Origin of the sequence: Pseudomonas sp. PLMAX (assembly GCF_046042685.1) — a bacterium.
GTDB classification, from domain to species: Bacteria; Pseudomonadota; Gammaproteobacteria; order Pseudomonadales; family Pseudomonadaceae; genus Aquipseudomonas; species Aquipseudomonas putida_AE.
Genome location: NZ_CP064949.1, coordinates 2,156,337 through 2,181,589, shown reverse-complemented (window position 1 = coordinate 2,181,589; position 25,253 = coordinate 2,156,337). Strand labels below are relative to the sequence as shown.

The following is a 25,253-nucleotide window of genomic DNA, read 5'->3' as shown; positions in this document are numbered from 1 at the left end:
TCCCACCAATCGCGTGCCGCGTTAGCAGGTATCGCGACGCAAGATACCTGCCTACACCGCCTATGTTCGCTACCGAACAGACTTCGCCCCCCTGAACACTTCACACTCGTCGGTGGAATGCTGCGCCCGGCGGCGCAATGCCCCGCACACCTAGCCTGGCGTAGAACCGCCTTCATTCCACATGCGCCCTGCCCTGCGCAGGTCGTACGAAGGATTTCATGGAAAATATCCTGACTCGCACACTGTCCAGCCTTTGGCGCTCACCGGCCATCTGGCTCAGGTGGAGTGCCGCGCGGCACAAGTTCGAGTACGAGCCCATCCTGCGTTCCGACCTGTTCAATGCGCAGCAGATGGCCGACCACGGCATCGTCCTGGCTCGCCAACATGTGCTCGGGCGTCTTTCCAGAAAGGATGCCTTGCTCGGCCGCCTGACCGACAACCAACTGCTGCTGGAACGTAGCTGCGCAGCGCTCAAGACCGTGCAACAGTCCAGTCGACGCGCCACCCCGGCGGCGGAATGGCTGCTGGACAACTTCTACCTGATCGAAGAAAACATCCGCACCGCCAGGACCCACCTGCCCGACGGCTACAGCCGCGAGCTGCCACGCCTGGCCGAAGGGCCCTCGGCAGGCCTGCCGCGGGTCTACGACATCGCCCTGGAAACCATCGCCCACGGCGATGGCCGGGTCGATGCGCCGAGCCTGGATTGTTTCATCGCCTCGTACCAGACCATCACGCCGCTGACCCTGGGCGAGCTGTGGGCCATCCCGATCATGCTGCGCCTGGCGCTGATCGAGAACCTGCGGCGCGTGGCGTCCCGGGTCATGGCCAACCGCGATGACCGCAACCTGGCCGATGACTGGGCCGATCGCCTGATCGAAATGGCCGAGCGCGACGCCAAGAGCGTGGTCTTGACCGTGGCCGACATGGCGCGCTCGGCGCCACCGATGACGCCAGCCTTCGTGGCCGAACTGGCGCGCCGCCTGCACGGGCAAAGCGCCGCGCTGATCTTGCCCATGGCGTGGATAGAACAAACCCTCGGTGAGGCCGGCCTGACCATCGAACGCCTGGTGCAGATGGATGCCCAGCAGCAATCCGGTGACCAGGTGTCCATCAGCAACAGCATCGCCAGCCTGCGCTTGCTGGCAGCGACCGACTGGCGCGAGTTCGTCGAACTGCTCAGCCATGTCGAACAGGTCTTGTGCACCGACCCGGCGGGCGTCTACGCGAACATGGACTTCGCCACCCGCGATCGCTACCGCCATGTGGTCGAACGTCTGGCCCGGCATTGCGTGCAGTCTGAGGCCCAGGTGGCACGCGCCGCCATCGAACTGGCCAACACCCCACAACCCGCCGGAGTGACCGGACACGTGGGCTATTACCTGGTGGCTGACGGGTTGTTCAGCCTGGAGCAGGCGCTGCACGCCAGCGTGTCGCCGCTCGAACGCTGGAAGCGAATGCTGCAGAGCGCCCCGCTGAAGTTCTACCTGTGCCCTGCTCTGCTGCTGACATTTTTGTTGGCCTGGCCATTTCTCAGCAGCGCTTATCACAGCGGCACACCCACCTGGGGTCTGGTCCTGCTCGCGATCCCCGCACTCTTGATGACCAGCCGCCTGGCGATCGGACTGGTCAACTGGCTGGTGACCCTCACCGTCGCCCCGTCGCTACTGCCCCGCCTGGATTACAGCAAGGGCATACCGACCGATGCACGAACGCTGGTGGCGGTGCCGACGATGTTTGCCAACGCCGGCGACATCGAGGCCCTGGCGGAAGGCCTGGAAGTGCGCTTCCTGGCCAATCGCGATGACAACCTGCATTTTGCCCTGCTCAGTGATTTCATGGACGCCCCCGCCGAGGTGATGCCCGAAGATGCCGAACTGCTCGCCCTGGCGCGCCAACTGATCGAGGCGCTCAACCACAAGTATGCCGATGGCCAGGTCGACCGGTTCTTCCTGCTGCACCGGCCCAGGCACTGGAGTGCTACAGAGCGGGTATGGATGGGGCATGAGCGCAAGCGCGGCAAACTCGCCGAGCTCAACGCATTGCTGCGAGGCAAAGGTCAGGATCGCTTTGCCTTGATTGTCGGGGATATCGCGCCCCTGAGTGCGGTGCGCTTCGTCATTACCCTGGACACCGATACCTTGTTGACACGGGATGTCGCGCGCCAGTGTATCGGCACCATGATGCACCCGCTGAACCATCCGGTATTCGATGAAAAGAGCGGCAGGATCGTCAGCGGTTACGCCATCCTCCAGCCACGGGTGGGCATCAGCCTGCCTAGCACGGCACGCTCGACCTACGCCCGCCTGTTTGGCAGCGATGCCGGTATCGACCCCTATACCCGCGCCGTTTCCGATGTGTACCAAGACCTGTTCCACAACGGTTCCTTCATCGGCAAGGGCATCTATGCGGTCGACGCCTTCGAACAGGCGCTCGAGGGTTGCCTGCCCGACAACCGCATCCTCAGCCATGACCTGATCGAAGGCTGCTATGCCCGCTGCGGACTGCTCAGCGATGTGCAGCTGTATGAGGAATACCCGTCGCGCTACAGCGCCGATGCCAAGCGCCGCCACCGCTGGATTCGCGGCGACTGGCAAGTGCTGTACTGGGCCCTGCCGTGGGCACCGAAACCCCAGGGAGGGTTCGCGGCCAATCGCCTGAGCAACCTGGCCCGCTGGAAAATCTTCGACAATCTGCGCCGCAGCCTGGAACCAGGCGCCTTCCTCGCGATGCTGGCATGGGGCTGGCTGGGTACGAACGAGGCCGCCTCCTGGACGTTGGCGGTGGTGATACTGGTCTGCCTGCAACCCGTGCTGCAGTCGGTACTGGCGCTGGTGCAGAAAGCGGCCGATATTCCATTGGGGCAACACCTGACGGCGGCCCTGCACACCTCGGGCCAGCATTTCATGCGGGCGCTGTTGTCGATTGTCTGGTTGCCCTCCGATGCGTTGCTGAGCTTCGACGCGATTGGCCGCTCGCTGTGGCGCATGCTGATCAGCAAGCGTCGCCTGCTGCAATGGCAGCCTTCCCGTGAGGTGGAGCGCTCCAGTAGCAACGATCTGGCCGGCATGTATAAAAGCCTGTGGATTGCTCCTGCTTTGGCGCTGCTGCTGTTCGCGGCCCTGCTCTCCTCTCCCCATGTACTCGCACTGGCGGCACCTTTGCTGCTGGTGTGGCTGGCGAGCCCGGCGATTGCCTGGTGGATCAGCCTGCCGACGACCCCGACAGGGTTCAGTCCATCCGCGCAGGACCTGCGCTTTTTACACATGCTGTCACGCCAGACCTGGGCGTTCTTCGATCGTTATGTGGGCCCTGAGGACAACTGGTTGCCGCCGGACAACGTCCAGGAAATACCCAAGCCGACCATTGCCCATCGGACTTCACCGACCAACATGGGCATGGCCCTGCTCTCGCACCTGGCGGCCCACGATTTCGGCTATCTGAGCAGCGGGCGCCTGCTTGAACGCATCAACGCCACCCTTGAATCCATGGACGGCCTTGAGCGGCATCAGGGGCACTTCTACAACTGGTACGACACCCAGACACTGCAACCGTTGGCACCTCGGTACGTATCCACCGTCGACAGCGGCAACCTGGCGGGCCTGTTGCTCACCTTGCGGCCGGGGCTATTGGGATTGATTGACACGCCCCTGTTCGATCGACGCAGCCTTGGCGGCCTGGGCGACACTCTCGATGTGCTGCAACAGGCGTTGGAAGGTGCGGGCCTCGATGACCGTGCCGTGCTCGAACTGAGGGCAAAGGTGGAATCGGCCAGCGTTCAGGACAACCTCCTGCAACTGCTCGATCAGGCACAGGCCCTGGCAACCGACAGCCCGGCCAGCGCCGCTGAAGAAGTCCACTACTGGCTGCAGGCATTGCAGATGCAGTGCGCGGATCTGCGCGCAGAGTGGCTGCGCTTCGAGCTGCCGCAGGCACCCACCCAGGCCAAGGCACTCACCCTGCGGCACATGGCCGAGCTCGATATCACGCTGTGGCTGCCCGCCGATCAGGCGCAAGTGCAGGTGGTACAAACCCTGGCTCGCGCCCGAATCAGCCAGCTCGAGCACCTGGTCGAATTGTCCGCGTCTCTGGCGAGCATGGACTTCACCTTCCTCTACGATGCCCAGCGCGACCTGTTCTCGATCGGCTACAACGCCGACGAACGACGGCTGGACAACGGCTACTACGACCTGCTCGCGTCGGAAGTGCGCCTGACCAATTTCGTGGTCATCGCCCAGGGCCAGCTGCCGCAACAGGCCTGGTTCACCCTCGGACGCTTGCTCAGCAACAATCGCGGGGTGCCGGTGCTGCTGTCCTGGTCCGGCTCGATGTTCGAGTACCTGATGCCCAACCTGGTCATGCCCAGCTATGAAGGCACGCTGCTGGAGCAGACCTGCCGCGCGGCCGTGGCCTTGCAGATCGAGCATGGCAACCAGCTGGGCATCCCCTGGGGCGTGTCCGAGTCGGGCTACAACACCCTGGACGGCCACTTCAATTATCAGTATCGGGCATTCGGCGTGCCAGGCCTTGGCCTCAAGCGCGGGCTGGCCGAGGACACCGTGATTGCGCCGTACGCCAGCGCCCTGGCGCTGATGGTCGAGCCGCAAGCGGCCTGCCGCAACCTGCAACGCCTGGCGGCCCAGGGCTCGGCGGGGCGTTATGGCCTGTACGAAGCGGTCGACTACACCGAGGCACGCCTGCCCCGGGGCCAGCGTTATGCGGTGGTGCGCTCATTCATGGCGCACCACCAGGGCATGAGCCTGCTGGCGTTGACCAGCCTGCTGCTGGACCGGCCCATGCAGCGCCGGTTCGAGTCGATCCCGGCCTTCCAGGCGACCCTCCTGTTGCTACAGGAACGTGTTCCAAAAACCGCCGCGCCCTACCTGCATGCGACCCACGACCCTGCCACGGGGGACAATGCCGGGACCCAGGAAACCAGGCTTCGCGTGTTCGCCGATCCCGGGCGCAAGCGCCCCGCCGTCCAGCTGCTGTCCAACGGCCGCTACCACGTCATGCTCAGCAGTGCCGGCGGCGGTTACAGCCGCTGCAACGACATCGCCGTGACCCGCTGGCGTGAAGATGCGACCCGCGACAACTGGGGCATGTTCTGCTACCTGCGCGATGTCAGCAGCGGCGTGTTCTGGTCCTCGGCGCACCAGCCGACCCTGCACCGGCCAGAAAGCCATGAGGCGATCTTCAGCGATGCCCGGGCCGAGTTTCGGGTTCGCGAGCTCGACTTCGATACGCACACCGAGATCGTCGTGTCGCCCGAAGACGACATCGAATTGCGCCGGCTGCACATCACCAACCGCGGCCGCGTACGGCGTAGCGTGGAGATCACCACCTACGCCGAGGTGGTCCTGGCGCCGGCCATCAGTGATGCCATGCACCCGGCCTTCAGCAACCTGTTCGTGCAGACCGAACTGCTGCCGGCGTTGCAGGCTATCGTCTGCACCCGCAGGCGCCGTTCCACTGAGGAAGCCGTGCCCTGGATGTGCCACCTGATGGCGGTCCATGGCGCGGACATCGACGCGATTTCCTACGAGACCGATCGCGCGCGCTTCATCGGCCGAGGGCGCGACGTTGCCGCACCGGCGGCGCTCGATGGCCACGTCCAGCAGCTGTCCGGCACTGCCGGTTCGGTGCTGGACCCGATCGTCGCGATCCGCTGCCGCATTGCCCTGGAACCCGGGCAAACGGCGACCATCGACCTGGTGACCGGCGTCGCGGACAGCCGTGAGGGTTGCCTGTACCTGATCAACAAATTCCGCGACCGTCACCTCGCCGATCGCGTCTTCGACCTGGCCTGGACCCACAGCCAGGTGTTGCTGCGCCAACTCAATGTAACGCCGGAAGATGCCCGCCTGTTTGAACAGATGGCCGCGTCGATCCTCTACGCCAACGCCTCGTTGCGCGCGGAAAACAGCGTATTAATGGCCAACCGACGCAATCAATCGAGCCTCTGGGGCCAGGCTATTTCCGGTGACCTGCCCATCGTGCTGCTGCAGATCGCCACCGTCGAGAACATCGAGCTGGTGCAGCAGATGGTCAAGGCCCATGCCTACTGGCGACAAAAAGGCCTGATGGTCGACCTGGTCATCTGGAACGAGGACCAGGCCGGCTATCGCCAGCAACTCCAGGACTTGATCATGGGGGTGGTTACCTCCGGTAGCGAAGCCTCGCTGATTGACCATCCCGGCGGCATCTTCGTGCGGCCGGCCCAGCAGTTGTCGAACGAGGACCGCACGTTGATCCTGTCGGTGGCGCGCCTGGTGCTGAGCGAAAGCAAAGGCAGCATTGCCGAACAGCTTCAACGGCGTCACGCCAGCCCGGTGTCCCCGGCGCTGGTCCCCACCCTCAAGCGCCAGGCCAAGACTACGGCGACCACTGCCCTGCCCGCCCTCGACGGTTTGCTGCTGGGCAACGCCTATGGCGGCTTCAGTGCCGATGGCAGCGAGTACGTCATGACTCTGCAGCCTGGCAAGCCGACGCCGGCGCCATGGGCCAACGTGTTGGCCAACCCGCACTTCGGCTCGGTGATTTCCGAAAGCGGTGGCGCCTACACCTGGATGGAAAACGCCCACGAATTTCGCCTGAGCCCGTGGCAGAACGACCCGATCACCGACGCCAGCGGCGAGGCGATCTATGTGCGCGATGAAGAAACCGGGCATTTCTGGTCGGTGACGCCACAGCCTTGTCCCGGTACTGGCGAGTACCGCACCCGGCACGGCTTCGGCTACAGCGTGTTCGAGCACGATGAGGACGGCATCCACACCGAGCTGTGGGTGTATGTGGCGCTGGATGCTTCGATCAAGTTCTCGCATTTGCAGATTCGCAATCGCTCAGGTCGCCCGAGGCGCCTGTCGACCACCTGCTACGTCGAGTGGGTACTGGGCGACCTGCGCAGCAAATCGGCGATGCATGTGGTGACGGAAGCCGACCCCACCAGCGGCGCATTCTTCGCCAGGAACGCCTATTCGATCGAGTTTGGCGAACGGGTGGCGTTCCTCGATACCGACTCGACCGACACCAGCATCAGCGGCGATCGCACCGAGTTCGTCGGCCGCAACGGCAGCCTCAAGGCACCCGCCGGACTGCAGCAGGCACGCCTGTCGGGCCGCACCGGTGGCGGCTTCGATCCTTGCGCGGCGATCCAGGTGGCCCTGGATCTCGACAGCGGTGAAGAGCAGGACGTGGTCTTCCGCCTCGGTGCAGCCAGGGACACGGCGTCCGCCCTGCGCCTGGTTCATCAATACCGCGGCCTGGCCGCGGCCACCGCGCAACTGGAGGTGGTACGCGAGCATTGGCGTTCGCAACTGGACGTGATCCAGGTCCAGACCCCCGACCCGAGCATCGATGTGATGGTCAATGGCTGGCTGATGTACCAGGTGATCGCCTGTCGCTTCCAGGCCCGCAGTGGCTACTATCAGTCCGGCGGCGCCATCGGCTTTCGCGATCAACTGCAGGACAGCATGGCGATGCTCCATGCCGATCCCGCCAGCGTGCGTGCCCACCTGTTGTTGTGTGCGGCCCATCAATATGCCGAAGGCGACGTGCAACATTGGTGGCACCCGCCGCTGGATCGCGGTGTGCGCAGTGGCTGTTCCGACGATTATCTGTGGCTGGCGTTGGCGACCAGTCACTATGTGAGCGTCACCGGCGACCTCAGCGTGCTGGCCGAGCCCGTGGGCTACCTTGAAGGCCGCCCGCTCAATGTCGGGGAGGAGTCTTACTACGACCTGCCGGGCAAATCGCACCTCGAGGAAAGCCTCTATCAGCATTGTGTCCGCGCCATCGAACACAGCCTGCCGCGCGGCAGCCACGGCCTGCCCTTGGTCGGCACGGGCGACTGGAACGACGGCATGAACCGGGTCGGCCATCTGGGCCAAGGGGAAAGCGTGTGGCTGGGCTTCTTCGGCTTTGATGTCCTGCAGCGCTTCGCCCACACTGCCCAGTTGCACGGCGACCCTGTGTTCGCACAGCGTTGTACCCAGCAGGCCGCACTGCTGCAGTCCAGTCTGGAAGCGCATGCCTGGGACGGTGCCTGGTACCGGCGCGCCTGGTTTGACGACGGCCAGATCCTGGGCTCGGCCAACAATGACGAATGCCGCATCGACTCGATCGCGCAAAGCTGGTCGGTACTCTCGGGTGCCGCCCCGCAAACGCGACGGCGCACGGCCATGGCTTCGTTGGAGCAGCACCTGGTACGCCCCGACACAGGCGCGGTGCTGCTGCTCGACCCGCCTTTCGACACAGGCGTATTAGAGCCCGGTTATATCAAGGGCTATGTGCCGGGCGTGCGGGAAAACGGTGGGCAGTACACCCACGCAGCGGTCTGGGCCGGCATGGCGTTCGCCGAGCTAGGGGACAACGCCAGGGCCTGGCGGTTGCTCGACATGATCAACCCTGCGGGCGATGCAGTCGCCAGCCGGATCGAGACCTACAAGGTCGAGCCCTATGTCATGGCGGCCGACGTCTATGGCACGCCGCCCCATGCGGGCCGCGGGGGTTGGACCTGGTACACCGGGTCGGCCGGCTGGATGTACCGCTTCATCGTCGAGTCATTGCTCGGCTTGCAGCGTGTCGGCACTGCATTGCACATCGAACCGCTGCTGGCGCAGGGCTGGCCTGGCTACACGCTGCGCTACCGCTACGGGGCGACGACCTACCATATCGATGTGCGCCCTGGCACGACCAGCACGCTGGTGATCATGCTGGACGGCGAGCTGCTGGGTCAGGACGCGCTGCAATTATCAGATGACGTCAGGGACCATCAGGTGCTGGTGACCTGCCCGATAAAAGCGCAGCAGGCGCAAATGCCTGGCTGCGACAGAACCGTCGAAGCCGATCTGGAGCGTTGAGATCCAGCGCGCTGGGTGGAACAGGGTTCAGGCGTTACTGCCCGGGCCCTGGTGGTACGGCTGCACCGCGTCGCTCAGTTTGCTGTGAACCGGTTGGTCGGCCGCCTGCCCGTGCTTGGGATGCAGGGGTGGTGGCGTGCTTTGTGGTTGCTTCGCAGTGGGCTTGCCAGGGCCCTGGCGAAGATTCGGATCAATATGTTTGCTCATGGCCATCTCCAACGTCCGGCGCTGCAGAGGCAGCGTCGCTCCCTTGAGCATTGCAGATGGCAGCGGCGACGTCGGTGCGTTGCCCCGCATAGTGTGCTTTGGAGTAACCTGTCCCCCTCAGGGAATTTTCCTTCGAAGGGTGGCTGATATGTTCGCTGTACCCAAGCCACAACAGAACTACCTGCTGGCAGCGCTTCCGGCGCCAGCGCTGGACCGCCTGCTGCCCCACCTCGAGCTGGTCGAGTTGCCCCTTGGCCAAGTGCTCTACGAGTCCGGCGGCGCCCTGCGCCATGTCTACTTCCCCACCGACTCCATCGTGTCGCTGTTGTACGTAATGGAGAACGGCGCCTCGGCCGAGATCTCGGTGGTCGGCAACGAAGGCCTGATCGGCGTTGCGGTCTTCATGGGCGGCGAAAGCACGCCGAGCCGCGCCGTTGTGCAAAGCGCCGGGCATGCCTACCGCCTGCCCGGCCAGCAACTCAAGGACGAGTTCAACCGCCACGAAGAAATGCTCCTGCTGATGCTGCGCTACACCCAGGCGCTGATCACGCAAATGGCCCAGACGGCGGTGTGCAACCGCCACCACGCCATCGACCAGCAGCTGTGTCGCTGGTTGCTGTTGTCCCTCGATCGCCTGCCCGGCAACGAACTGACCATGACCCAGGAACTGATCGCCAACATGCTCGGCGTACGCCGCGAAGGCGTGACCGACGCCGCCGGCAAGCTGCAGCGCCTGGGGGTCATCGAATATACTCGGGGCCACATCAAGGTCCTGGACAGGACTCGTCTCGAGGAGCTGAGTTGCGAATGCTACGCCGTGGTCAAAAAAGAAACCGAACGCCTGCTGCCCTACTTTCCAATGCGGCGCGACAAGTGAATGGAGCGATACCCATGACGGACACGATCAATCTCGGAAGATTGAAGATTCTGGCCGCCTGCGTTGCGATGCTCGCGGCAGGCCAGGCCCTCGCCCGGGACCCGCTCGAATCGATCGTCAGCAACGCCGTGCGCCCGGTCATGCAAGCGCAAGGCATCGCCGGCATGGCCGTGGCCGTCACCCTCAACGGCAAACCGCACTACTTCAACTATGGCCTGGCCTCAAAAGAGACCGGCAGCCCGGTGACCCAAGACACCCTGTTCGAGATCGGCTCGGTCAGCAAAACCTACACCTCCACCCTCGCCGCCTACGCCCAGGCCACCGGCAGACTGGCCTTGACCGACAAGGCCAGCAAGGTACTGCCGGCCCTGCACGGCAGCGCGTTCGACCACATCAGTGTATTGCAGCTGGCCACCTACACCGCCGGCGGCCTGCCCCTGCAATTCCCGGCCGAGGCGGATTCGGCGGACAAGATGCTCGGCTACTACCAGCAGTGGAAGCCGGCATACGCCGTCGGCAGCCACCGCCTGTATTCGAACCCCAGCATCGGTTTGTCCGGCTACCTCGCCGCCCAGGCACTGGGCCAGCCCTTCAATGTCTTAATGGAAAACACCCTGCTGCCCAAGCTCGGTCTGAAACACACCTGGCTCAACGTGCCGCAGGATCAAATGGCGCTGTATGCCCAAGGCTACAACAAGGCCGACAAACCCGTACGGGTCGGGCCGGGGGCGCTGGATGCCGAAGCCTACGGCGTGAAAACCAGTGCGGCGGACCTGATCGCTTTTGTCCAGGCCAACCTGCAACCGGCCAGCCTGGAAAAACCCCTCCAACAGGCGATCGCCTTGACCCATACCGGTTACTACAGCGTCGGCGACATGACCCAGGGGCTTGGGTGGGAGATGTATCGCTATCCGGCCACTCTCGATCGCCTGCTGGCGGGGAATTCGACGGCGATGGCCATGGAGGCGCATCAGGTTCAGTGGCTGAATCCACCGCAACCGCAGGCTGAAGATGTGCTGCTCAACAAGACGGGTTCAACCGGTGGGTTTGGGGCTTACGTTGCGTATGTGCCGTCGAAGGATATGGGTGTTGTGATTCTGGCCAATAAAAATTATCCGAATGAGGAGCGGGTGAAGATTGCTCATCAGATATTGGAGTCTTTAGCCCTGTAGGAGCCGGCTTACTGGCGATGGCGGACGAACAGCCGACACCGTTGTCGCCTGACGAACCGCTGTCGGAACGCCGCCCGCAGCAAGCCCTGCCCTCCATAATCAGAGCGGCCGAAGGTGGCGTCCAGGGGCCTGGGTAATCAGTTTCAGCGCCGAGCTTATCAGCGAGTCGGCTAACGCTTGGGTGCGCGTGCCGGCCTGCCCCTGGCCAGGGTGTTCATCAGGGCGATCAGTAGCGACTGGCCCACCTCGCTCATCAGGATCAGCTGACTGGCTGCAGCGCAGCCCTTTCGCCCATCGGCGTACTTCACTTCGGACATGCCTGTGGCTCCGGTAAATACAACGCGGTCTTGATCGGGTATTCGGGGCTGCCGTAGGCGTAGCAGGAGGTGCTGACTTGCAGTTCTTCGCAGGGCAAGAAGTGCACGGTGAGGCCGCAGACTTTTTGGCCGGTGTAGTCAGGGACCGGGACGACTTTGCTGTGTTGGCGATTTTGAGCTCTTATTTCTTCCGCCCAGACCTCGTACTTGATCTCATCCGCAAAGCCGGGGAAACCATCGGGATAAGCCACCCCCGTCTCCCAATCCACACGCACCGTCATCCCCGATTTCCAGCGTGTCGGCGCCACATAGCAGCAACCCCCACCACCACCTTGGTAGGGCCCGATAATGTCGATCCCCGAACGGCCATCGACACTGAAATGGTTGATTGCCCAGTGATTGTGATTGATGGCTTCAAGAGTGCTGGCCTGGACGTCTTGAACAAGCAGGCTGCCAACCAGAATGCCGACGATAACGGCCCGTTCGCGCCATGGGCTGGCTTTGAGCTCGGGCCTGCGGTCCTGCGCCACGCCTCGAAAAAAAGGTTCAGGCCGATGCATTTTTCACCTCATTAGCCTGGGCATGGAACGCTTTCCACAGCGCATCGATGTCTCGCATGGCCTTGGCCAGGTGCTCGGCGTCCATTCGCGAGCCCGCTGTTGCCTACGGCGTTTCACGGCCTCTGCCTGCAAACGGCCCTCGGCCGGAAACGCTGGCAGGTACAAAAGAGGAGCGTGTTTCACTTCGGACATGACTGTGGCTCCGGTAAATGCAACGGGGTCTTGATCGGGTATTCAGGGCTGCCGTAGGCGTAGCAGGAGGTGCTGACTTGCAGTTCTTCGCAGGGCAGGAAGTGCACGGTGAGGCCGCAGACTTTTTGGCCGGTGTAGTCAGGGACTGGGACGACTTTGCTGTGTTGGCGTTTTTGCGCATTGATTTGGTCGACCCAGGCTAAGTACTTGAGCCAATCACCAGTGCCGGGGTAACCCGCAGAGCGTCCAGCGCCCGTCTCCCAATCAACACGTACTGTCATCCCAGGTTGCCAGCGTGCCGGCGCCATGAAGCAACAGCCGCCCCCACCACCTTGATAAGGCCCGATGATATCGATGCCCGAACGGCCATCGACACTGAAATGGTTGATTGCCCAATGAGTGTGATTGATGGCGTCGAGCGTGCTGGCCTGAGCAGGTTGTGCAAACAGGCTGCCGATCAAAGCGCCGACGACGAAGGCTCGTTTGCGATATGAGTTGGGCTTGAGCTCCGGTTTGCTCCCGTGTGCCACGCATCGAAAAAAAGGTTCAGGCGGACGCATTTTTCACCTTGCCAGCCTGGGCATAGAACGCTTCCCACAGCGCATCGATGTCTTGCATGGCCTTGGCCAGCTGCTCGGCGTCCAGAACCACAGGTTGCGCGGCGCCGGCAGGCCCGGCATTCGGGTTGGTACGCGCCAGCACTTCACCGTTCTCGCCATACAGCGCCAGGTCGCGACGGCCGGCCTCGCCGAAAAACACCATGCGTTCGCCGAAGTAGCTGCCGAACCACTCACGTCCCCGTGTGTACAAGAACCAGGCGCGTGAGTCGTGGACCTGATCGTCGAACAGTGCGCGCAATAGCCCTTCAGGTTCCGTGGCGTTGCGGCTTTCGTCGACATTGCCGCGCCGGGTTTCATTTTGATGATTGATTTCGCGCAACGGCGGCGGGAATAGCTGACCGACACGCGCCTGTCCCTCGGCTTTCATTCGCTGACGCTCGAGCCGCACCCGGGAGGAGACCTGATGAGCCATCAAACCGGGAATGGGCATCACTAGCGCGACCCGCATCACCAAAGGATCCGTAAGGCTGAGGACGCGATAATGCGCGGCAAATTCTTCGGCCGCTTCGCGCAACTGGGTTTGTGCCATATCGGCATCGAAATCCTTGACCCCAGGCTCCAGCGGCATGTTCGGTTCGCGGCTGAGAAATTCGCGAGCCCGCTGCTGCTTGCGGCTTTTTACGGCCGCTGCCTGATTCTGGTCGCGCTCTTCTTCGGCGCGAGCTCGGACTTCCTCGTCGGCCTGGAGGTCGCTCGCCTGAAGATAGAACGGTGTATGCATCAAACTGGCGAACGCGTAGCGGTCGATGCGCCAGGCAGTGATCCAACTCATCTGCTCGCGTAGGGCCTGCTCCAAACTAGTGTTGGCGGGTAGTGGCCGATAGTGCTCGATCTCTTCCGCAGGCAGCGTTTGGAGATCGGTGGGTAGACCAAGAGTGACTTCGCGCCAGGCATTGAAGCGGTTTACCAAAGTTGGCGCCGCAATAAACTCTCGTAACAGTTCGGGCTCCATCGCCCGCCAACCGTCTCGGTTAACCGCCTCTGGCAGAATTTCTTCTGGCACTTTCAAAGGTGCGCCATTTGCAAAGGCATCAGCATACAGATCGTTCAAGGCAATCTGCGACAGCAACAGACTGTCTCCTACCCGATGGTCCGTACTGACAGCCTTACCCTGATCCCCCGGCGGATACCCCCCACCCTGATCCGAATGCACGCCCGGATAAATCACCTCCACACTATTCGCCGGGTAACCCCCCTTCTCCCGGCGAATGGACTCCAGTGGAAAACTCAACCGTTGTTCGTAACTGGCAACGATATGCAGGCAACGCTTGACCAGGCTACTGGCGGGCAGTTCCTGATTGCCATCGGCCCAACTCATATGGCCGTTGGCCCCTGGTACGATATCGGCCAGACCGAACGAGGCCACGGTGTCCAGCAGCCCCAGGTACTCGACGCTGATGGGCAGTCGCAGGTCAGACAGTCGTAACGCCAAGACCGGCTCGGACCGGGTCAACAGCTGGTTCAACCAGCTGACAAACGCCCGCGCCGCCGATGCGCCACGGGAAAAACCATAGACGTACAACTTGATGCCCAGTAGCTTGACCTGGCCGGGTTGCGGTTGGGTCAAGGCGATGCGCAGCGGTTTCTCAATGGCCCAAAGCTGTCTGTTGAGTTCGCGGCTGCGGGTGGCATAACCGTCCATCGACTCCACACCCGCCCAGGTCCCCATGGCCTTGACCGCGTTGAGCAGGGCCGCGTTGTCCAGCCGTGGCAGCCCCAGTGTGCGGCGCACGGCATCGAGGATCATCAACAGGCCCCAGTTGATCCGTTCCTCGCCGTACCAGGCTCCCCCCAGTCCCAGAAGGCTGTAGTCGAGGTCACCGACTTCGGTAAACGGCGTGCCCACACCGGGCATGTAGTACTTGAAGTACTGGCCATTGCCGGTCCCTGCCGCATCGGTCAAACCCTTGGCCTCGGTGCTGTGGGCGGTGCCGCCGGCATGGCCGTCACCAATGCTGGCGCGGAACATCCGGGCGATGTTGGTCGGGTGCCGGGGATCCGACAGGTAGAGGTCGTTATTGAGGTTATAGCCGGTGCCGTCGAAGAACAGGCTGATGTGCAAGGTCTTGCAGCAAGGCGGCATCAGCCGGCGCCCGGCCGCCACGCACAAGGCATCGTGGTAATCCGCCTCCAGCTGACACTGGCGCCGGTTATTTTGATAGACCTGCGCGACGTTACGAGGCAAACGTCCCTCGACCGGAAACGCTGGCGGGTACCACATAGAAGCGTGTTTCACTTCGGACATGACTGGGGCTCCGGCGATTGCAGTGGGGTCTTGATCGGGTAAGAGAGCTTGGACGGCGGGAGATACAGACTGAAACGAGCGTCCTTGTTGAGCATCTGCTCGGCGCTGAGGTCCTGCTCGGTGCAGGTGAATTCGATGCGGTAGCTGAAGGGCTGGCTGAGGTGTTCTTCGCCTTCGAAGGCCAGGACGTCGAAGACGGCGTCGAACCAGCGGATGGCAAATTTGTGGCGAGTGTGGTCGAAAAAGATGCGCGGAGGCGTGCTCATGGTCAGTCCTTCCTGGTCTGCGGGGAGAATTTGCAGGAAGGGTTTTGCGTTCACCCAGGTCCTGATGGATGAAAGCTTTGGTTAAGTTGAATAAGTTGGAAATGGGACGTTTCTGAGAAGGGTGTAGGGCTTTTCTGTATTGGAATACCGGGGTTAAAAGTATCGGACAACCCTGTAGGAGCGAGCTTGCTCGCGATGGTCGTTAACGAAAACTCTGTAAGCCTGACACCCCGCGGCCATCTCGGTTTTTTCGCGAGCAAGCTCGCTCCTACATGAGGGTGGCAGCTGTACGCAGGTGTGGAAGACCAGGCCAATCCACGGGCCCTTGCCTACGCAGGTAAAGGCTCAATCATCCGGCATTTCCGGTGGCTTTGCCGGTTTTGCCGGTTTGCCGTTTTTTGCCGCCTTGGCGGTCCCTTTGGGCGGTGGGGTTTCGGCAACCGGAGGTGGCGTTGGCGCCGCAGCTTCCTTCTCTGCCGCCGGCAAGGCATCGACGGTATCGAAGATTTTCTTCAGGTCGATCGACCTGGATTCATCCCCCGAGCTTTCGAGTTTCTTCTCGCCGTCCTTGCCCATCAGGATCACTTTGGGCAACGCGCCGGCCCCCAGCTTCAGGGCACGGATCAAGGCCATGGTGTCCTGTTGGCCGAGGTCCTTGCCGTCCAGTTGGCCGGACATGTTCAGCACGCTGTACACCCGGATGTTGCGCTCGGCGACACCCTGCTTGTTGGCCGGATCTTCCAGGGACTTTTTCAGGTTGACCCAGACCGGGTCGACGGTGCTCGAGGCAATCACGATCAGCGGCCGGGCCCTGCCCTTGTCGATATCCAGAGGTGAATCGCCGTCGGCGGCGAACAAGGGGCCGGCAATCGCCAGCAAGGTAGCCAGGGTCAGTGACCTGATGAGCATGCGCATCTCCTTTTGATATCCACGCTCTAATGATTGCGCATCGCGGCGTTCGTTCCGGTGACGCTTGGCAAATGTGTTTCACCTTGCTCCAAGCTTAGGTCAGGGCGGTCATTGCGCAACAGGCTGGGCTAATCTGAAAGCATGAAATAAACCTCATGAGGAGCCGTGCATGAGCGTTCGACTGAACCACACCATCGTCTGGTGCCGCGACAAACAACGGTCGGCCCATTTCCTCGTTGAACTGCTCGGCCTCCCGGCGCCAGAGCCCTTCGGGCCGATGCTGGTCGTCAGGCTCGACAACCAGGTGTCGCTGGACTTCTACGACAACGACCCGCCGATCGCCTCACAGCATTACGCGTTCCTGCTCGGCGACGACGAATTCGACCAGGCCTTCGCCCGCCTGCAAGCAACCGGGCAGCCATGGTGGGCCGATCCGGGCAAGCAGCGGCCGGGAGAGATCAATGACCATGGCGGCGGACGGCGGGTGTATTTCGATGACCCGGACGGGCATCTGCTGGAGATCTTCACCCGCGAATAGCGGGATATTCATCACTGCTGTCCGGCCAGGTCGTCAACACCTGGAAGCCATCTTCAGTGACCGCCACCATATGCTCCCACTGGGCTGAAAGGGAGTGATCCTTGGTGACCACGGTCCAGCCGTCGGCCAGGGTTTTGACGTGGCGCTTGCCCAGGTTCAACATCGGCTCGATGGTGAAGATCATGCCGGCTTTCAACTTCATTCCCTGGCCTGGGTAGCCGTAGTGAAGGATTTGCGGCTCATCGTGATAGATCTTGCCGATACCGTGACCGCAGTATTCGCGCACGACACTGAACCCGTCATCTTCCGCCACCTTCTGGATGGCATGCCCAATGTCGCCCAGCGTAGCGCCGGGGCGGACCATGCGGATGCCGGCGCACATGGCGTCATAGGTCGTCTTGACCAGGCGTCGGGCCTGCGGGCTGGGTTCGCCCACGAAGTACATGCGGCTGGTGTCGCCGTACCAACCGCCCTTGATCACGGCAATGTCGATGTTCAGGATGTCGCCATCCTTCAATACCCTGTTCGAAGGGATGCCATGGCAGACCACTTCGTTGACGGAGGCGCATACGGTCTTGGGAAAGCCGTGGTAGCCGACATTGCCTGGAATGGCTTTCTGTACGTTGACGATATAGTCGTGACAGAGCCGATCGAGTTCGTCGGTGGTGACCCCTGCTTGCACATGGGGCGTGATCATCGCCAGCACTTCGGCCGCCAGCGTGGCCGCCGCGCGCGACTGGGCTATTTCTGCCGGGGTATTGAGTTTGATATTGGCCTTCATTGCTTGCCCCCGGACGTTGCATGAACCGGCGAGGCTTGGGAAACATCCGCGATCGCACAGAGCTGTTTTACATCAAGGCCACCGGCCAGTTCGGCACGAATGAGCAGGCGGCAGATGTCTCTGTGATTCAATTCTGGATGTAGCTCGGCCAGCATCCCGATGCGCATCCAGTGTTCGGCTTGCGCATTGATCGAGCGACTCAGCGCATCGCTGGCGACGCGCAGGTTCTCATGCATGTCTTCTGAAATCTTGACGATACCCATCTACTTGCCCGATATGAAATGTATATGAAACATATACTAAACGCTCCGGGTGCTGGAGCGCAATTTTGCGCACTGGGTTCAGCCAGAAGAATACTCAACCCTGCATCAGCAAAGCGCCTGGCGGCACCCGCTTACGCAGCTTCTTGCAGCTGCCGGGTGGGGGCTGATGCCCAGTCGGGCGATCAGCGAACCAGATCCGGCATTGACCCGGAGGCGGCCAATGGCCGCGGGGAATCGTTATCTCATCGGACGCGGGCTCTGGCTCCAGCGCAGCCACCTTGAATTGTCCTGCGCTCTGTGGCCCGGCAGTCGCCGCGGTCACTTGCGCTTCGCGGGCCTTCTGTACGGCAACCGGATTCTCCTGCGCCTTGGGCGGGATACCCGAAGCCTGGGCCTGCTGCGCCGCCTGGATCAACTGGAGATTGCGGTTGCGTAACGCCTCGTTGCCTGTAATCCGCATGTTCGAGCGCAACGCCAGGGTTTGCGCCTGCTGGTATTGCCCCTGCTGCAGGCGCAACACGCCGAGGTAATGCAGGGTCGCGGGATTGTTCGGCTGGATATGCAGGGCACGCTCCAGCGTGGCGGCGGCCTGGTCCAGCTGGCCACTTTCATACTGCCGCGAGGCGGTTTCGATCAGGGCGGTTGAGGCACTATTGCTTTGCGCGGGCGTTTTTCGCTCGGCAGCCACCGGGCCAAACGACGCGACGGCGCAAAACGCCAGGAGGAAGCTGGGCAGGAAACGCTTGGTTGGCATCAGGGGGCAGACTCGGCTGATCTCGGAGGGCACCGCCATGAAAGCAGGCCACCAGCACTGCTCGGAATCTCCGATACAGGGCCCCTACTGACCTGGCCTGCACCCTGAAGTTCCCGTTGCCACGGCCACTTCAGCCCACGTTCGACCTCTGCCAGTCGAACCGACAGGACCTGCTCCCGCACACATCATTAAATTTTCAACTTCAGAAAAATCAACTATACCCAATTGGGCAATCAGTATTGATCCCGGCCCCAAGCACCCGTGCAGTCGCTGGTCCCCGGTCACTCAACGTCAGGACAGACCACGAGACTCTGGTTATGAATGGTTTGAAAGTCGCAGCAGGCGATACCGTTCTGGATTGCTTCCATACTTCCCGCCCGATTGTTGCCCTGGATCAAACCGACTTCACCGATGTTGCCGCCGCGGTACTGACCGTCGACGATGTCATGGGCGGCGCGCTCGATGCCATTCAACGAACAGGTTTCGACATCCCCCTATTCCTGGTGGTCCCTCGCGGCGGTGCCGGCAACCGTGCACTCGATGTCTACAAGCGCCTGCACGAGGTGATCCTGCTGGTCAATGGAGTGTTTGACCTCTCCAGCTACAACGCCGAGTACTACGGCAATCAGCTGGAAACAGCCGCCAAGGCCTATGAAGAAAACCTGTTGCCGCCCTTCTTCGACGCCCTCAAGCTCTACACCGAGGCCGCCAATGCGACCTTCGCCTGCCCCGGTCACCAGGGCGGACAATTCTTTCGAAAGCACCCCGCCGGCCGCCAGTTCTTCGACTTCTTCGGCGAAACCCTGTTCCGCGCCGACATGTGCAACGCCGACGTCAAGCTCGGTGACCTGCTGATCCACGAAGGCCCGGCCCTGCTGGCGCAAAAGCATGCCGCCACAGTGTTCAACGCAGACAAGACCTACTTCGTGCTCAATGGCACCTCGGCTTCGAACAAGGTGGTCACCAATGCGTTGCTGACGCCTGGCGACCTGGTGCTGTTCGACCGCAACAACCACAAATCCAACCACCAGGGCGCGTTGATCCAGGCCGGTGCCACGCCGGTGTACCTGGAAACCGCGCGCAACCCCTACGGCTTCATCGGAGGTATTGATGCCCACTGCTTCGAAGAAGACTACCTGCGCGAGCTGATCAAGGAAGTCGCCCCGGACAAGGCCCAACTGCCACGGCCGTTTCGCCTGGCGATCATCCAGCTGGGCACCTATGACGGCACCATCTACAACGCGCGCCAGGTGGTCGACCGCATCGGCAAGCTGTGCGATTACATCCTGTTCGACTCGGCGTGGGTGGGCTACGAGCAGTTCATCCCGATGATGAAGGATTGCTCGCCGATGCTGCTGGACCTTGGCGAAAACGACCCGGGAATATTCGTCACCCAATCTGTGCACAAACAACAGGCCGGCTTCTCCCAAGCCTCGCAGATCCACAAGAAGGACCGCCACATCAAGGGCCAGGCGCGCTACTGCAATCATGCGCGGTTGAACAACGCGTTCATGGCCCAGGCCTCCACCAGCCCGTTCTACCCGCTGTTCGCCTCGCTGGATGTGAATGCGCGCATCCACGCCGGTCGCAGTGGCCTGCGCCTGTGGGAAGACTGCGTGAAGTTCGGCATCAACGCGCGCAAGCTGATCCTCGAAGCCTGCACCCTGGTGCGCCCGTTCGTGCCGGAAACCATCGACGGCCGCCCCTGGCAGGACCACCCCACCGACGCCATCGCCAGCGACCTGCGCTTCTTCGAGTTCCACCCTAAGGATCGCTGGCACGCCTTCCCCGGCTATGCCGACAAGCAGTACTTCATCGACCCCTGCAAGCTGCTGTTCACCACCCCCGGCATCGATCCGATTGACGGCAGTTACACCGACTTCGGCATCCACGCCGGCATCCTGGCCAACTTCCTGCGCCAGAACGGAATTGTCCCGGAGAAGTGCGACCTCAACTCGATCCTGTTCCTGCTCACGCCCGCCGAAGACTGGGCGAAGATGAGCCATCTGGCCGCGCAACTGGCGCGCTTCGAGCAGTTCCTCAGCGATGACGCGCCCATGAGCCGGGTGCTGCCGGCCATCTACGCCCGTTACGAAGATCGCTACCGCAACTACAGCATCCGCCAGCTCTGCCAGGAAATGCACGACCTGTACCGCAGCCATAACGTGCAGCAACTGCAGAAGGACATGTTCCGCAAGGAACACTTCCCGAAAAAAGCCATGAACCCGCAACAGGCGCAGATCGAATACATCCGCGGCAATGTCGAGCTCATCGCGTTGGCCGATGCGGACGGTCGTATTGCGGCCGAAGGGGCGCTGCCCTACCCGCCCGGTGTGCTGTGCGTGGTGCCGGGGGAAATCTGGGGTGGCGCGGTATTGAAGTATTTCCTCGCGCTGGAAGACGGCATCAATGCCTTGCCCGGCTTCACGCCCGAACTGCAAGGCGTGTACCTGAAAGAACAAGGCGGCCGCATTCGCGCTTACGGATACGTGCTCAAGGCCTGATCCTCGCCCCATTGAAAGATCAGCGTTTCCTGCGACTTACAGCAAGGAGTGTGCGATGGCAGATTCAAGCAAGAAAATGGGCCTGATGGGGCTCACCACCCTGGTAACGGTCAACATGATGGGCTCAGGCATCATCATGCTCCCCACCAACATGGCCCAACTGGGTGCCGTCTCGCTGTTGTCGTGGATTTTCACGGCGATCGGCTCGATGGCCATTGCCTACTGCTTCGCCCAGTGCGGGGTGTTCTGCGCGCGTTCCGGCGGCTTGTCCGCCTACACCGAAGAAGCCCATGCGAAGTCGGGGTTCTTCCTCTGCTCGTACCTGTACTTCCTGTCCCTGGCGATCGCCAACGTCGCCGTCGCGATCTCGGCGGTGGGCTACATGAGCGCCTTCCTGCCCTGGCTGAGCACGGGAGCCATCCCGCTGTTCGTCGGCACCGTCGGGCTGATCTGGATTACCATCATCGCCAACTTCGGTGGCCCCAGCATCACCGGCAAGATCGGCGCGATCACCGTGTGGGGCGTGATCATTCCGGTGGCGGGCCTGTGCATCATCGGCTGGTTCTGGTTCGATGCCAACGTGCTGGAAGCCGCCTGGAACCCCAACAACCTGGCGATCTCCGACGCCATCGGCAAGGCCATCCCCCTGACCCTGTGGGCCTTCCTCGGCATGGAATCGGCGGCCCAGGCCACCGATGCGGTGGAAGACCCCAAGCGCAACGTACCGCTGGCCTGCCTGTTCGGCACCCTCGGTGCAGCCACGGTCTATGTGCTGTCGACCACGGTCATCCAGGGCATCATTCCCAACGCCGAACTGGCCAATTCCTCGGCTCCGTTCGCGCTGGTCTACGCCAAGATGTTCAGCCCGCTGGTGGGTAACATCGTCATGGCCCTGGCGGTCATGGCCTGCGTGGGCTCGCTGCTGGGCTGGCAGTTCACCCTGGCCCAGACCGCGAAGATGACCGCCGACCAGAACCTGTTTCTCAAGCTGTTCAGCAAGGTCAACGCCAGCGATGCCCCCGTGATCGGCATGATCGTCTGCGGCGTGCTGCAGACGCTCATGGCCGTGTCGACCATCTCGCCCGATGCCGCTGCACAGTTCAGCAAACTGGTGAGTCTGGCGGCCGTGACCAACCTGATCCCGTACATCACGGCGCTGACCGGTTTGCTGGTGATCATGCACAAGGCCCAGGTGGGGCCCGCGGTGTACTCGCGCAACGTGGTGGTGTTGCTGGTGGCGGTGGCCTACTCGTTGTACGCCCTGTATGCCTGCGGCAAGGACGCCGTATTGGGCGGCACCCTGGTGCTCGCCTTTGGCTACCTGCTCTATGGCTTCCTCGCCAAGCGTTTCGTCGACGCGCCCACCGTCACCCAGGCCAGGACCGGCAATATTTAGGCATGGCAATCAGGACTGCTCAGACTTGTACACGGGGAAACCGGACATGAAAGTACCTTTTGCTGCAAAAACCACCCGCCTGCTGCTGGCCCTGGTGGTCACCGCCCTGCCGATGGTGGCGGGTGCCAACACCCTGGAGCGCATCCGCACCAGCAATGCCTTTACCCTGGGCTACGTGCCGGACCTGTCGCCCTTCAGCGTTCAGGATGGCGACAAAGCCAGCGGTTATGCCATCGACCTGTGCCTGAAGATCGCCGACAAGCTCAAGAGCGAACTCGACCTGCCCAACCTGCAGGTGCGCTACCAGCCCGTCACGTCTGCCGAAGAGACCAGCGCGGTGAAACTGGGCAAGGTCGACATCCTCTGCACGCCGACCCCGCCTACCCTCGAACGGCGCAAGTCCGTCAGCTACTCGATACCGGTGTACACCGCCGGCCTCTCGGTACTGGTGCGCAAGGATGCCACCGAACCGCTGCTCAACGCGCTCAACGGCAAGGAAGCCATCCCCGGCCCGACCTGGCGGGCGACGATCAACCGCGGCCTGGCCAACCAGACCTACGCCACCGTCGAGGGCGGTGTAGTCGAAGACTGGATTCGCGAACAGATGCGCATGCTCGGCGTGATCGCTTCGCTGGTGACGGTGGCCAATACCGAAGAAGGTGCAGCGATGGTCGCCACGCGCAAGGCCGATGCGTTCTTCTCCGAGCGCATGCTCCTGAAAAACCAGGTGGCCAAAGGCGGCGCCAACAATGACCTGATGGTCCTGGACCGCATCTTCGAGTTCTCCCCGGTGGCCATGATCGTCGAACGCGGTGACGAAGACTTCCGGCTGCTGGTCGATATGGCACTGAGCGAGGCTTATCGCTCCGGCGCCATCGAGCAGGAGTACGACAAGTACCTGGGCGGGATCAACGAGACGATGAAGAAGCTGTTCCGGGTGTATGCATTGCCGTGAGGTTTTCTCAAAACGCCAGTTTGTAGCCGATCAATACCAGCATGGTCGCCAGGCAAGGACGCAACACTTCATCGGAGATGCGCCCGGTCAGGTGGCTGCCCAGGTAAATCCCCGGCAACGAACCGACCAGCAGATAACCGAGTACGTGCCAGTCCATGTTGCCCATGCTCGCATGGCCAAGGCCGGCGACCAGGGTCAGGGGCACGGCGTGGGCGATTTCGGTGCCGACCAGGCGGCGGGTTGGCAGCAACGGATAGAGGATGAACAACGCCACGGTGCCCAGGGCGCCCGCGCCGATCGAGGTCAAGGCGACCATGGCGCCCAGCACCAGGCCGGTGATCACGGTCAGGACATTGAGGCGCGCACCGCTGGGGTTGTAGTTGCCACCCGCGCGCTTGTGGGCGAAATCGAGCAGGCGTTTCTTGAACAGGATCGCCAACGCCGTGGCGAACAGGACAAAGCCCAACGCTTGCTTGATGATCGCGTTCATCGCGTCGGGTGCTTCGTTCAGACTGCTCAGGAACCACAACGTCAACGCCACCGCCGGCACGCTGCCGAGGGTCAGCCAACCGGTGATCGCCCAGTCGATGTTGTTGTTCTTCTTGTGGACCAGGACGCCGCTGGATTTGGTGATGGCCGCGTACAGCAGATCGGTGCCGACTGCGGTTGCCGGGTTGATGCCGAACCACAGCAGGATGGGGGTCATCAACGACCCGCCACCGACGCCCGTCATGCCGACGATGAAGCCGACCACAAGCCCGGCCACGACCAACCCGAAATTCAATAGATCCATTGATACGTCCACAAACCGCAGGGAATAACTGGCCCGCAGCATAGCGACATTTCTTATAACCAGTTATATCGATGCGATCTATCTTTATACCCCGATGTCATCACGACCTGTAGGAGCTGCCGAAGGCTGCGATCTTTTGATCTGGTTATTGAAGATCAAAGATCGCAGCCTTCGGCAGCTCCTACAAAGGGGCGGGTCACTGCACCGGCAGGAAATTCAGGAACAGCAGGCTCTGGGCATAATTCAGGCCGATCCGCCGGTAGCGTTCGTCGAGCATCTGGGTCACCAGGTCCAGGCGCGCGACGATCTTGCCGAACTCCACGGCGAAACTCAGGTTGCTGCCCTCCTCCGAGATTTCGTTGGAGAACAGCATGGGCTGGCCGTCCTTGTTCTGCCGCTGACTGAGGATCCAGGTGGCGATTTCGATGTTGCGCGCGGCATTGCTGACGAACGTCGGGTTGATCGCGTCCGTCATGTAGAACTCCAGGCGATTGCCGTGGGCGGTGACCAGCATGCTGCCGATGGCATAGATGAACGCACCGACCCGATCGCCGAGAAACTCAGGGCTCATGGCAAACCGCAGCGCCGCCAGATCCTTCTTGTTCCCCAGCGTGGGCAAGGGCTGCTGCTGCTCAATGGCCATGCGCACCTGCTTGCCGGCGGTACGGGCATCGAGGAAGCCGGATTTCTTCAATTCCTCGGGGTTGCGCAGGTACAGCTTGCCCATCAGCAGGTAAAGGCTGTCGAGGTTGTCGCGCATGGCCAGCGTGGCCATGCGGTCGACGCTGGTTTGCAGGAACTCCTGGGGTTTGCCTTCGCGTATCTGGGTGAACAGGTCGTTGCCGGGTTGGTGGCTGCAACCGCTGGCCAGCAACAGCGACAGACCGGCCAGCAGCAGGCGATGGCGACGGATTGAGCGGATGATGTGGGGTGAAACTTGGGCCATGGGCATTGAACTTGGACATGGGCCGGCGGTGGGGATCGCCGTCGGCTGGCAATGGATAGAGCCGGTAGATGGGGAAAAGTGCGGTGGGGAGGGTTGG

At 62.2% G+C, this 25,253-nt stretch carries 19 protein-coding genes; 7 read left to right on the top strand and 12 right to left on the bottom strand.

The features are described 5' to 3' along the window. Positions 1 to 218 precede the first annotated feature (218 nt). Positions 219 to 8,861 (top strand): GH36-type glycosyl hydrolase domain-containing protein, encoded by an 8,643-nt coding sequence (locus tag DKB71_RS10000; protein WP_408600230.1) that lies wholly within the window; start codon positions 219 to 221, stop codon positions 8,859 to 8,861. Positions 8,862 to 8,888: 27 nt separating this feature from the next. On the opposite strand, the gene DKB71_RS09995 is transcribed toward DKB71_RS10000, so the two are convergent. Further along, on the bottom strand, positions 8,889 to 9,068 hold the full coding sequence (locus DKB71_RS09995; RefSeq protein ID WP_408600228.1) for a hypothetical protein: 180 nt from the start codon (positions 9,066 to 9,068) through the stop codon (positions 8,889 to 8,891). Between the two features lie 148 nt (positions 9,069 to 9,216). Between DKB71_RS09995 and DKB71_RS09990 the strand changes: the two genes are divergently transcribed. Further along, complete coding sequence (locus DKB71_RS09990) at positions 9,217 to 9,945, top strand: Crp/Fnr family transcriptional regulator (RefSeq protein WP_408600227.1); 729 nt, start codon at positions 9,217 to 9,219, stop codon at positions 9,943 to 9,945. A gap of 68 nt (positions 9,946 to 10,013) precedes the next feature. Further along, on the top strand, positions 10,014 to 11,117 hold the full coding sequence (ampC, locus tag DKB71_RS09985; protein WP_408601074.1) for a class C beta-lactamase: 1,104 nt from the start codon (positions 10,014 to 10,016) through the stop codon (positions 11,115 to 11,117). A 170-nt stretch (positions 11,118 to 11,287) separates the two neighbouring features. Here the strand turns inward: ampC and DKB71_RS09980 are convergent, their stop codons facing one another. From DKB71_RS09980 to DKB71_RS09955, 6 genes are all read right to left on the bottom strand, one after another. Then, positions 11,288 to 11,434 carry a hypothetical protein gene (locus DKB71_RS09980; RefSeq protein WP_408600226.1) on the bottom strand — a complete coding sequence of 49 codons (147 nt, stop codon included), beginning with the start codon at positions 11,432 to 11,434 and terminating at the stop codon, positions 11,288 to 11,290. After that, positions 11,422 to 11,994, bottom strand: coding sequence for a DUF3304 domain-containing protein (locus tag DKB71_RS09975; protein WP_408600224.1), 573 nt, complete (start codon positions 11,992 to 11,994; stop codon positions 11,422 to 11,424). Before DKB71_RS09975 ends, DKB71_RS09980 begins: the two co-directional genes overlap by 13 nt. A gap of 179 nt (positions 11,995 to 12,173) precedes the next feature. Then, positions 12,174 to 12,746, bottom strand: a complete 573-nt coding sequence (locus DKB71_RS09970; RefSeq protein WP_408600223.1) for a DUF3304 domain-containing protein — start codon at positions 12,744 to 12,746, stop codon at positions 12,174 to 12,176. Then, positions 12,733 to 15,051, bottom strand: coding sequence for a T6SS phospholipase effector Tle1-like catalytic domain-containing protein (locus DKB71_RS09965; RefSeq protein ID WP_408600221.1), 2,319 nt, complete (start codon positions 15,049 to 15,051; stop codon positions 12,733 to 12,735). The genes DKB71_RS09970 and DKB71_RS09965 overlap by 14 nt, the downstream gene beginning before the upstream one ends. Next, positions 15,039 to 15,317 (bottom strand): hypothetical protein, encoded by a 279-nt coding sequence (locus DKB71_RS09960; RefSeq protein WP_408600220.1) that lies wholly within the window; start codon positions 15,315 to 15,317, stop codon positions 15,039 to 15,041. The genes DKB71_RS09965 and DKB71_RS09960 overlap by 13 nt, the downstream gene beginning before the upstream one ends. Before the next feature lie 345 nt (positions 15,318 to 15,662). Continuing rightward, the gene (locus tag DKB71_RS09955; protein WP_408600219.1) at positions 15,663 to 16,226 is read right to left on the bottom strand and encodes a DUF4174 domain-containing protein; all 564 of its coding nucleotides are present in this window, start codon (positions 16,224 to 16,226) and stop codon (positions 15,663 to 15,665) included. Between the two features lie 169 nt (positions 16,227 to 16,395). Between DKB71_RS09955 and DKB71_RS09950 the strand changes: the two genes are divergently transcribed. Beyond that, the gene (locus tag DKB71_RS09950; protein WP_408600218.1) at positions 16,396 to 16,764 is read left to right on the top strand and encodes a VOC family protein; all 369 of its coding nucleotides are present in this window, start codon (positions 16,396 to 16,398) and stop codon (positions 16,762 to 16,764) included. On the opposite strand, the gene map is transcribed toward DKB71_RS09950, so the two are convergent. The 3 genes from map to DKB71_RS09935 all read right to left on the bottom strand — a co-directional run bounded on the left by map (position 16,751) and on the right by DKB71_RS09935 (position 18,562). Further along, positions 16,751 to 17,545: a type I methionyl aminopeptidase gene (map, locus tag DKB71_RS09945; protein WP_408600217.1), complete on the bottom strand. Its 795-nt coding sequence runs from the start codon at positions 17,543 to 17,545 to the stop codon at positions 16,751 to 16,753. The genes DKB71_RS09950 and map overlap by 14 nt on opposite strands. Beyond that, positions 17,542 to 17,808 (bottom strand): ParD-like family protein, encoded by a 267-nt coding sequence (locus tag DKB71_RS09940; RefSeq protein ID WP_408600216.1) that lies wholly within the window; start codon positions 17,806 to 17,808, stop codon positions 17,542 to 17,544. The genes map and DKB71_RS09940 overlap by 4 nt, the downstream gene beginning before the upstream one ends. A 94-nt stretch (positions 17,809 to 17,902) precedes the next feature. Then, positions 17,903 to 18,562 carry a tetratricopeptide repeat protein gene (locus DKB71_RS09935; RefSeq protein ID WP_408601073.1) on the bottom strand — a complete coding sequence of 220 codons (660 nt, stop codon included), beginning with the start codon at positions 18,560 to 18,562 and terminating at the stop codon, positions 17,903 to 17,905. 317 nt (positions 18,563 to 18,879) lie between these two features. Here DKB71_RS09935 and speF point away from each other — a divergent pair, with 317 nt between their 5' ends. From speF to DKB71_RS09920, 3 genes are read left to right on the top strand one after another with little or no spacing between them, the layout of a single operon-like run. Next, entirely contained in the window at positions 18,880 to 21,066 is a 2,187-nt protein-coding gene (gene speF, locus DKB71_RS09930) for an ornithine decarboxylase SpeF (protein ID WP_408600215.1), read from the top strand. 55 nt (positions 21,067 to 21,121) lie between these two features. After that, positions 21,122 to 22,462: a putrescine-ornithine antiporter gene (potE, locus tag DKB71_RS09925; RefSeq protein ID WP_408600214.1), complete on the top strand. Its 1,341-nt coding sequence runs from the start codon at positions 21,122 to 21,124 to the stop codon at positions 22,460 to 22,462. Between the two features lie 46 nt (positions 22,463 to 22,508). Then, positions 22,509 to 23,417 (top strand): amino acid ABC transporter substrate-binding protein, encoded by a 909-nt coding sequence (locus DKB71_RS09920; protein ID WP_408600213.1) that lies wholly within the window; start codon positions 22,509 to 22,511, stop codon positions 23,415 to 23,417. A 7-nt stretch (positions 23,418 to 23,424) separates the two neighbouring features. Here DKB71_RS09920 and DKB71_RS09915 read toward each other — a convergent pair whose 3' ends face one another. Together DKB71_RS09915 and DKB71_RS09910 are read right to left on the bottom strand one after the other, a co-directional pair. Next, positions 23,425 to 24,210: a sulfite exporter TauE/SafE family protein gene (locus tag DKB71_RS09915; RefSeq protein WP_408600212.1), complete on the bottom strand. Its 786-nt coding sequence runs from the start codon at positions 24,208 to 24,210 to the stop codon at positions 23,425 to 23,427. Between the two features lie 196 nt (positions 24,211 to 24,406). Continuing rightward, positions 24,407 to 25,156, bottom strand: coding sequence for a hypothetical protein (locus DKB71_RS09910; RefSeq protein ID WP_274077032.1), 750 nt, complete (start codon positions 25,154 to 25,156; stop codon positions 24,407 to 24,409). Positions 25,157 to 25,253: the final 97 nt, after the last annotated feature.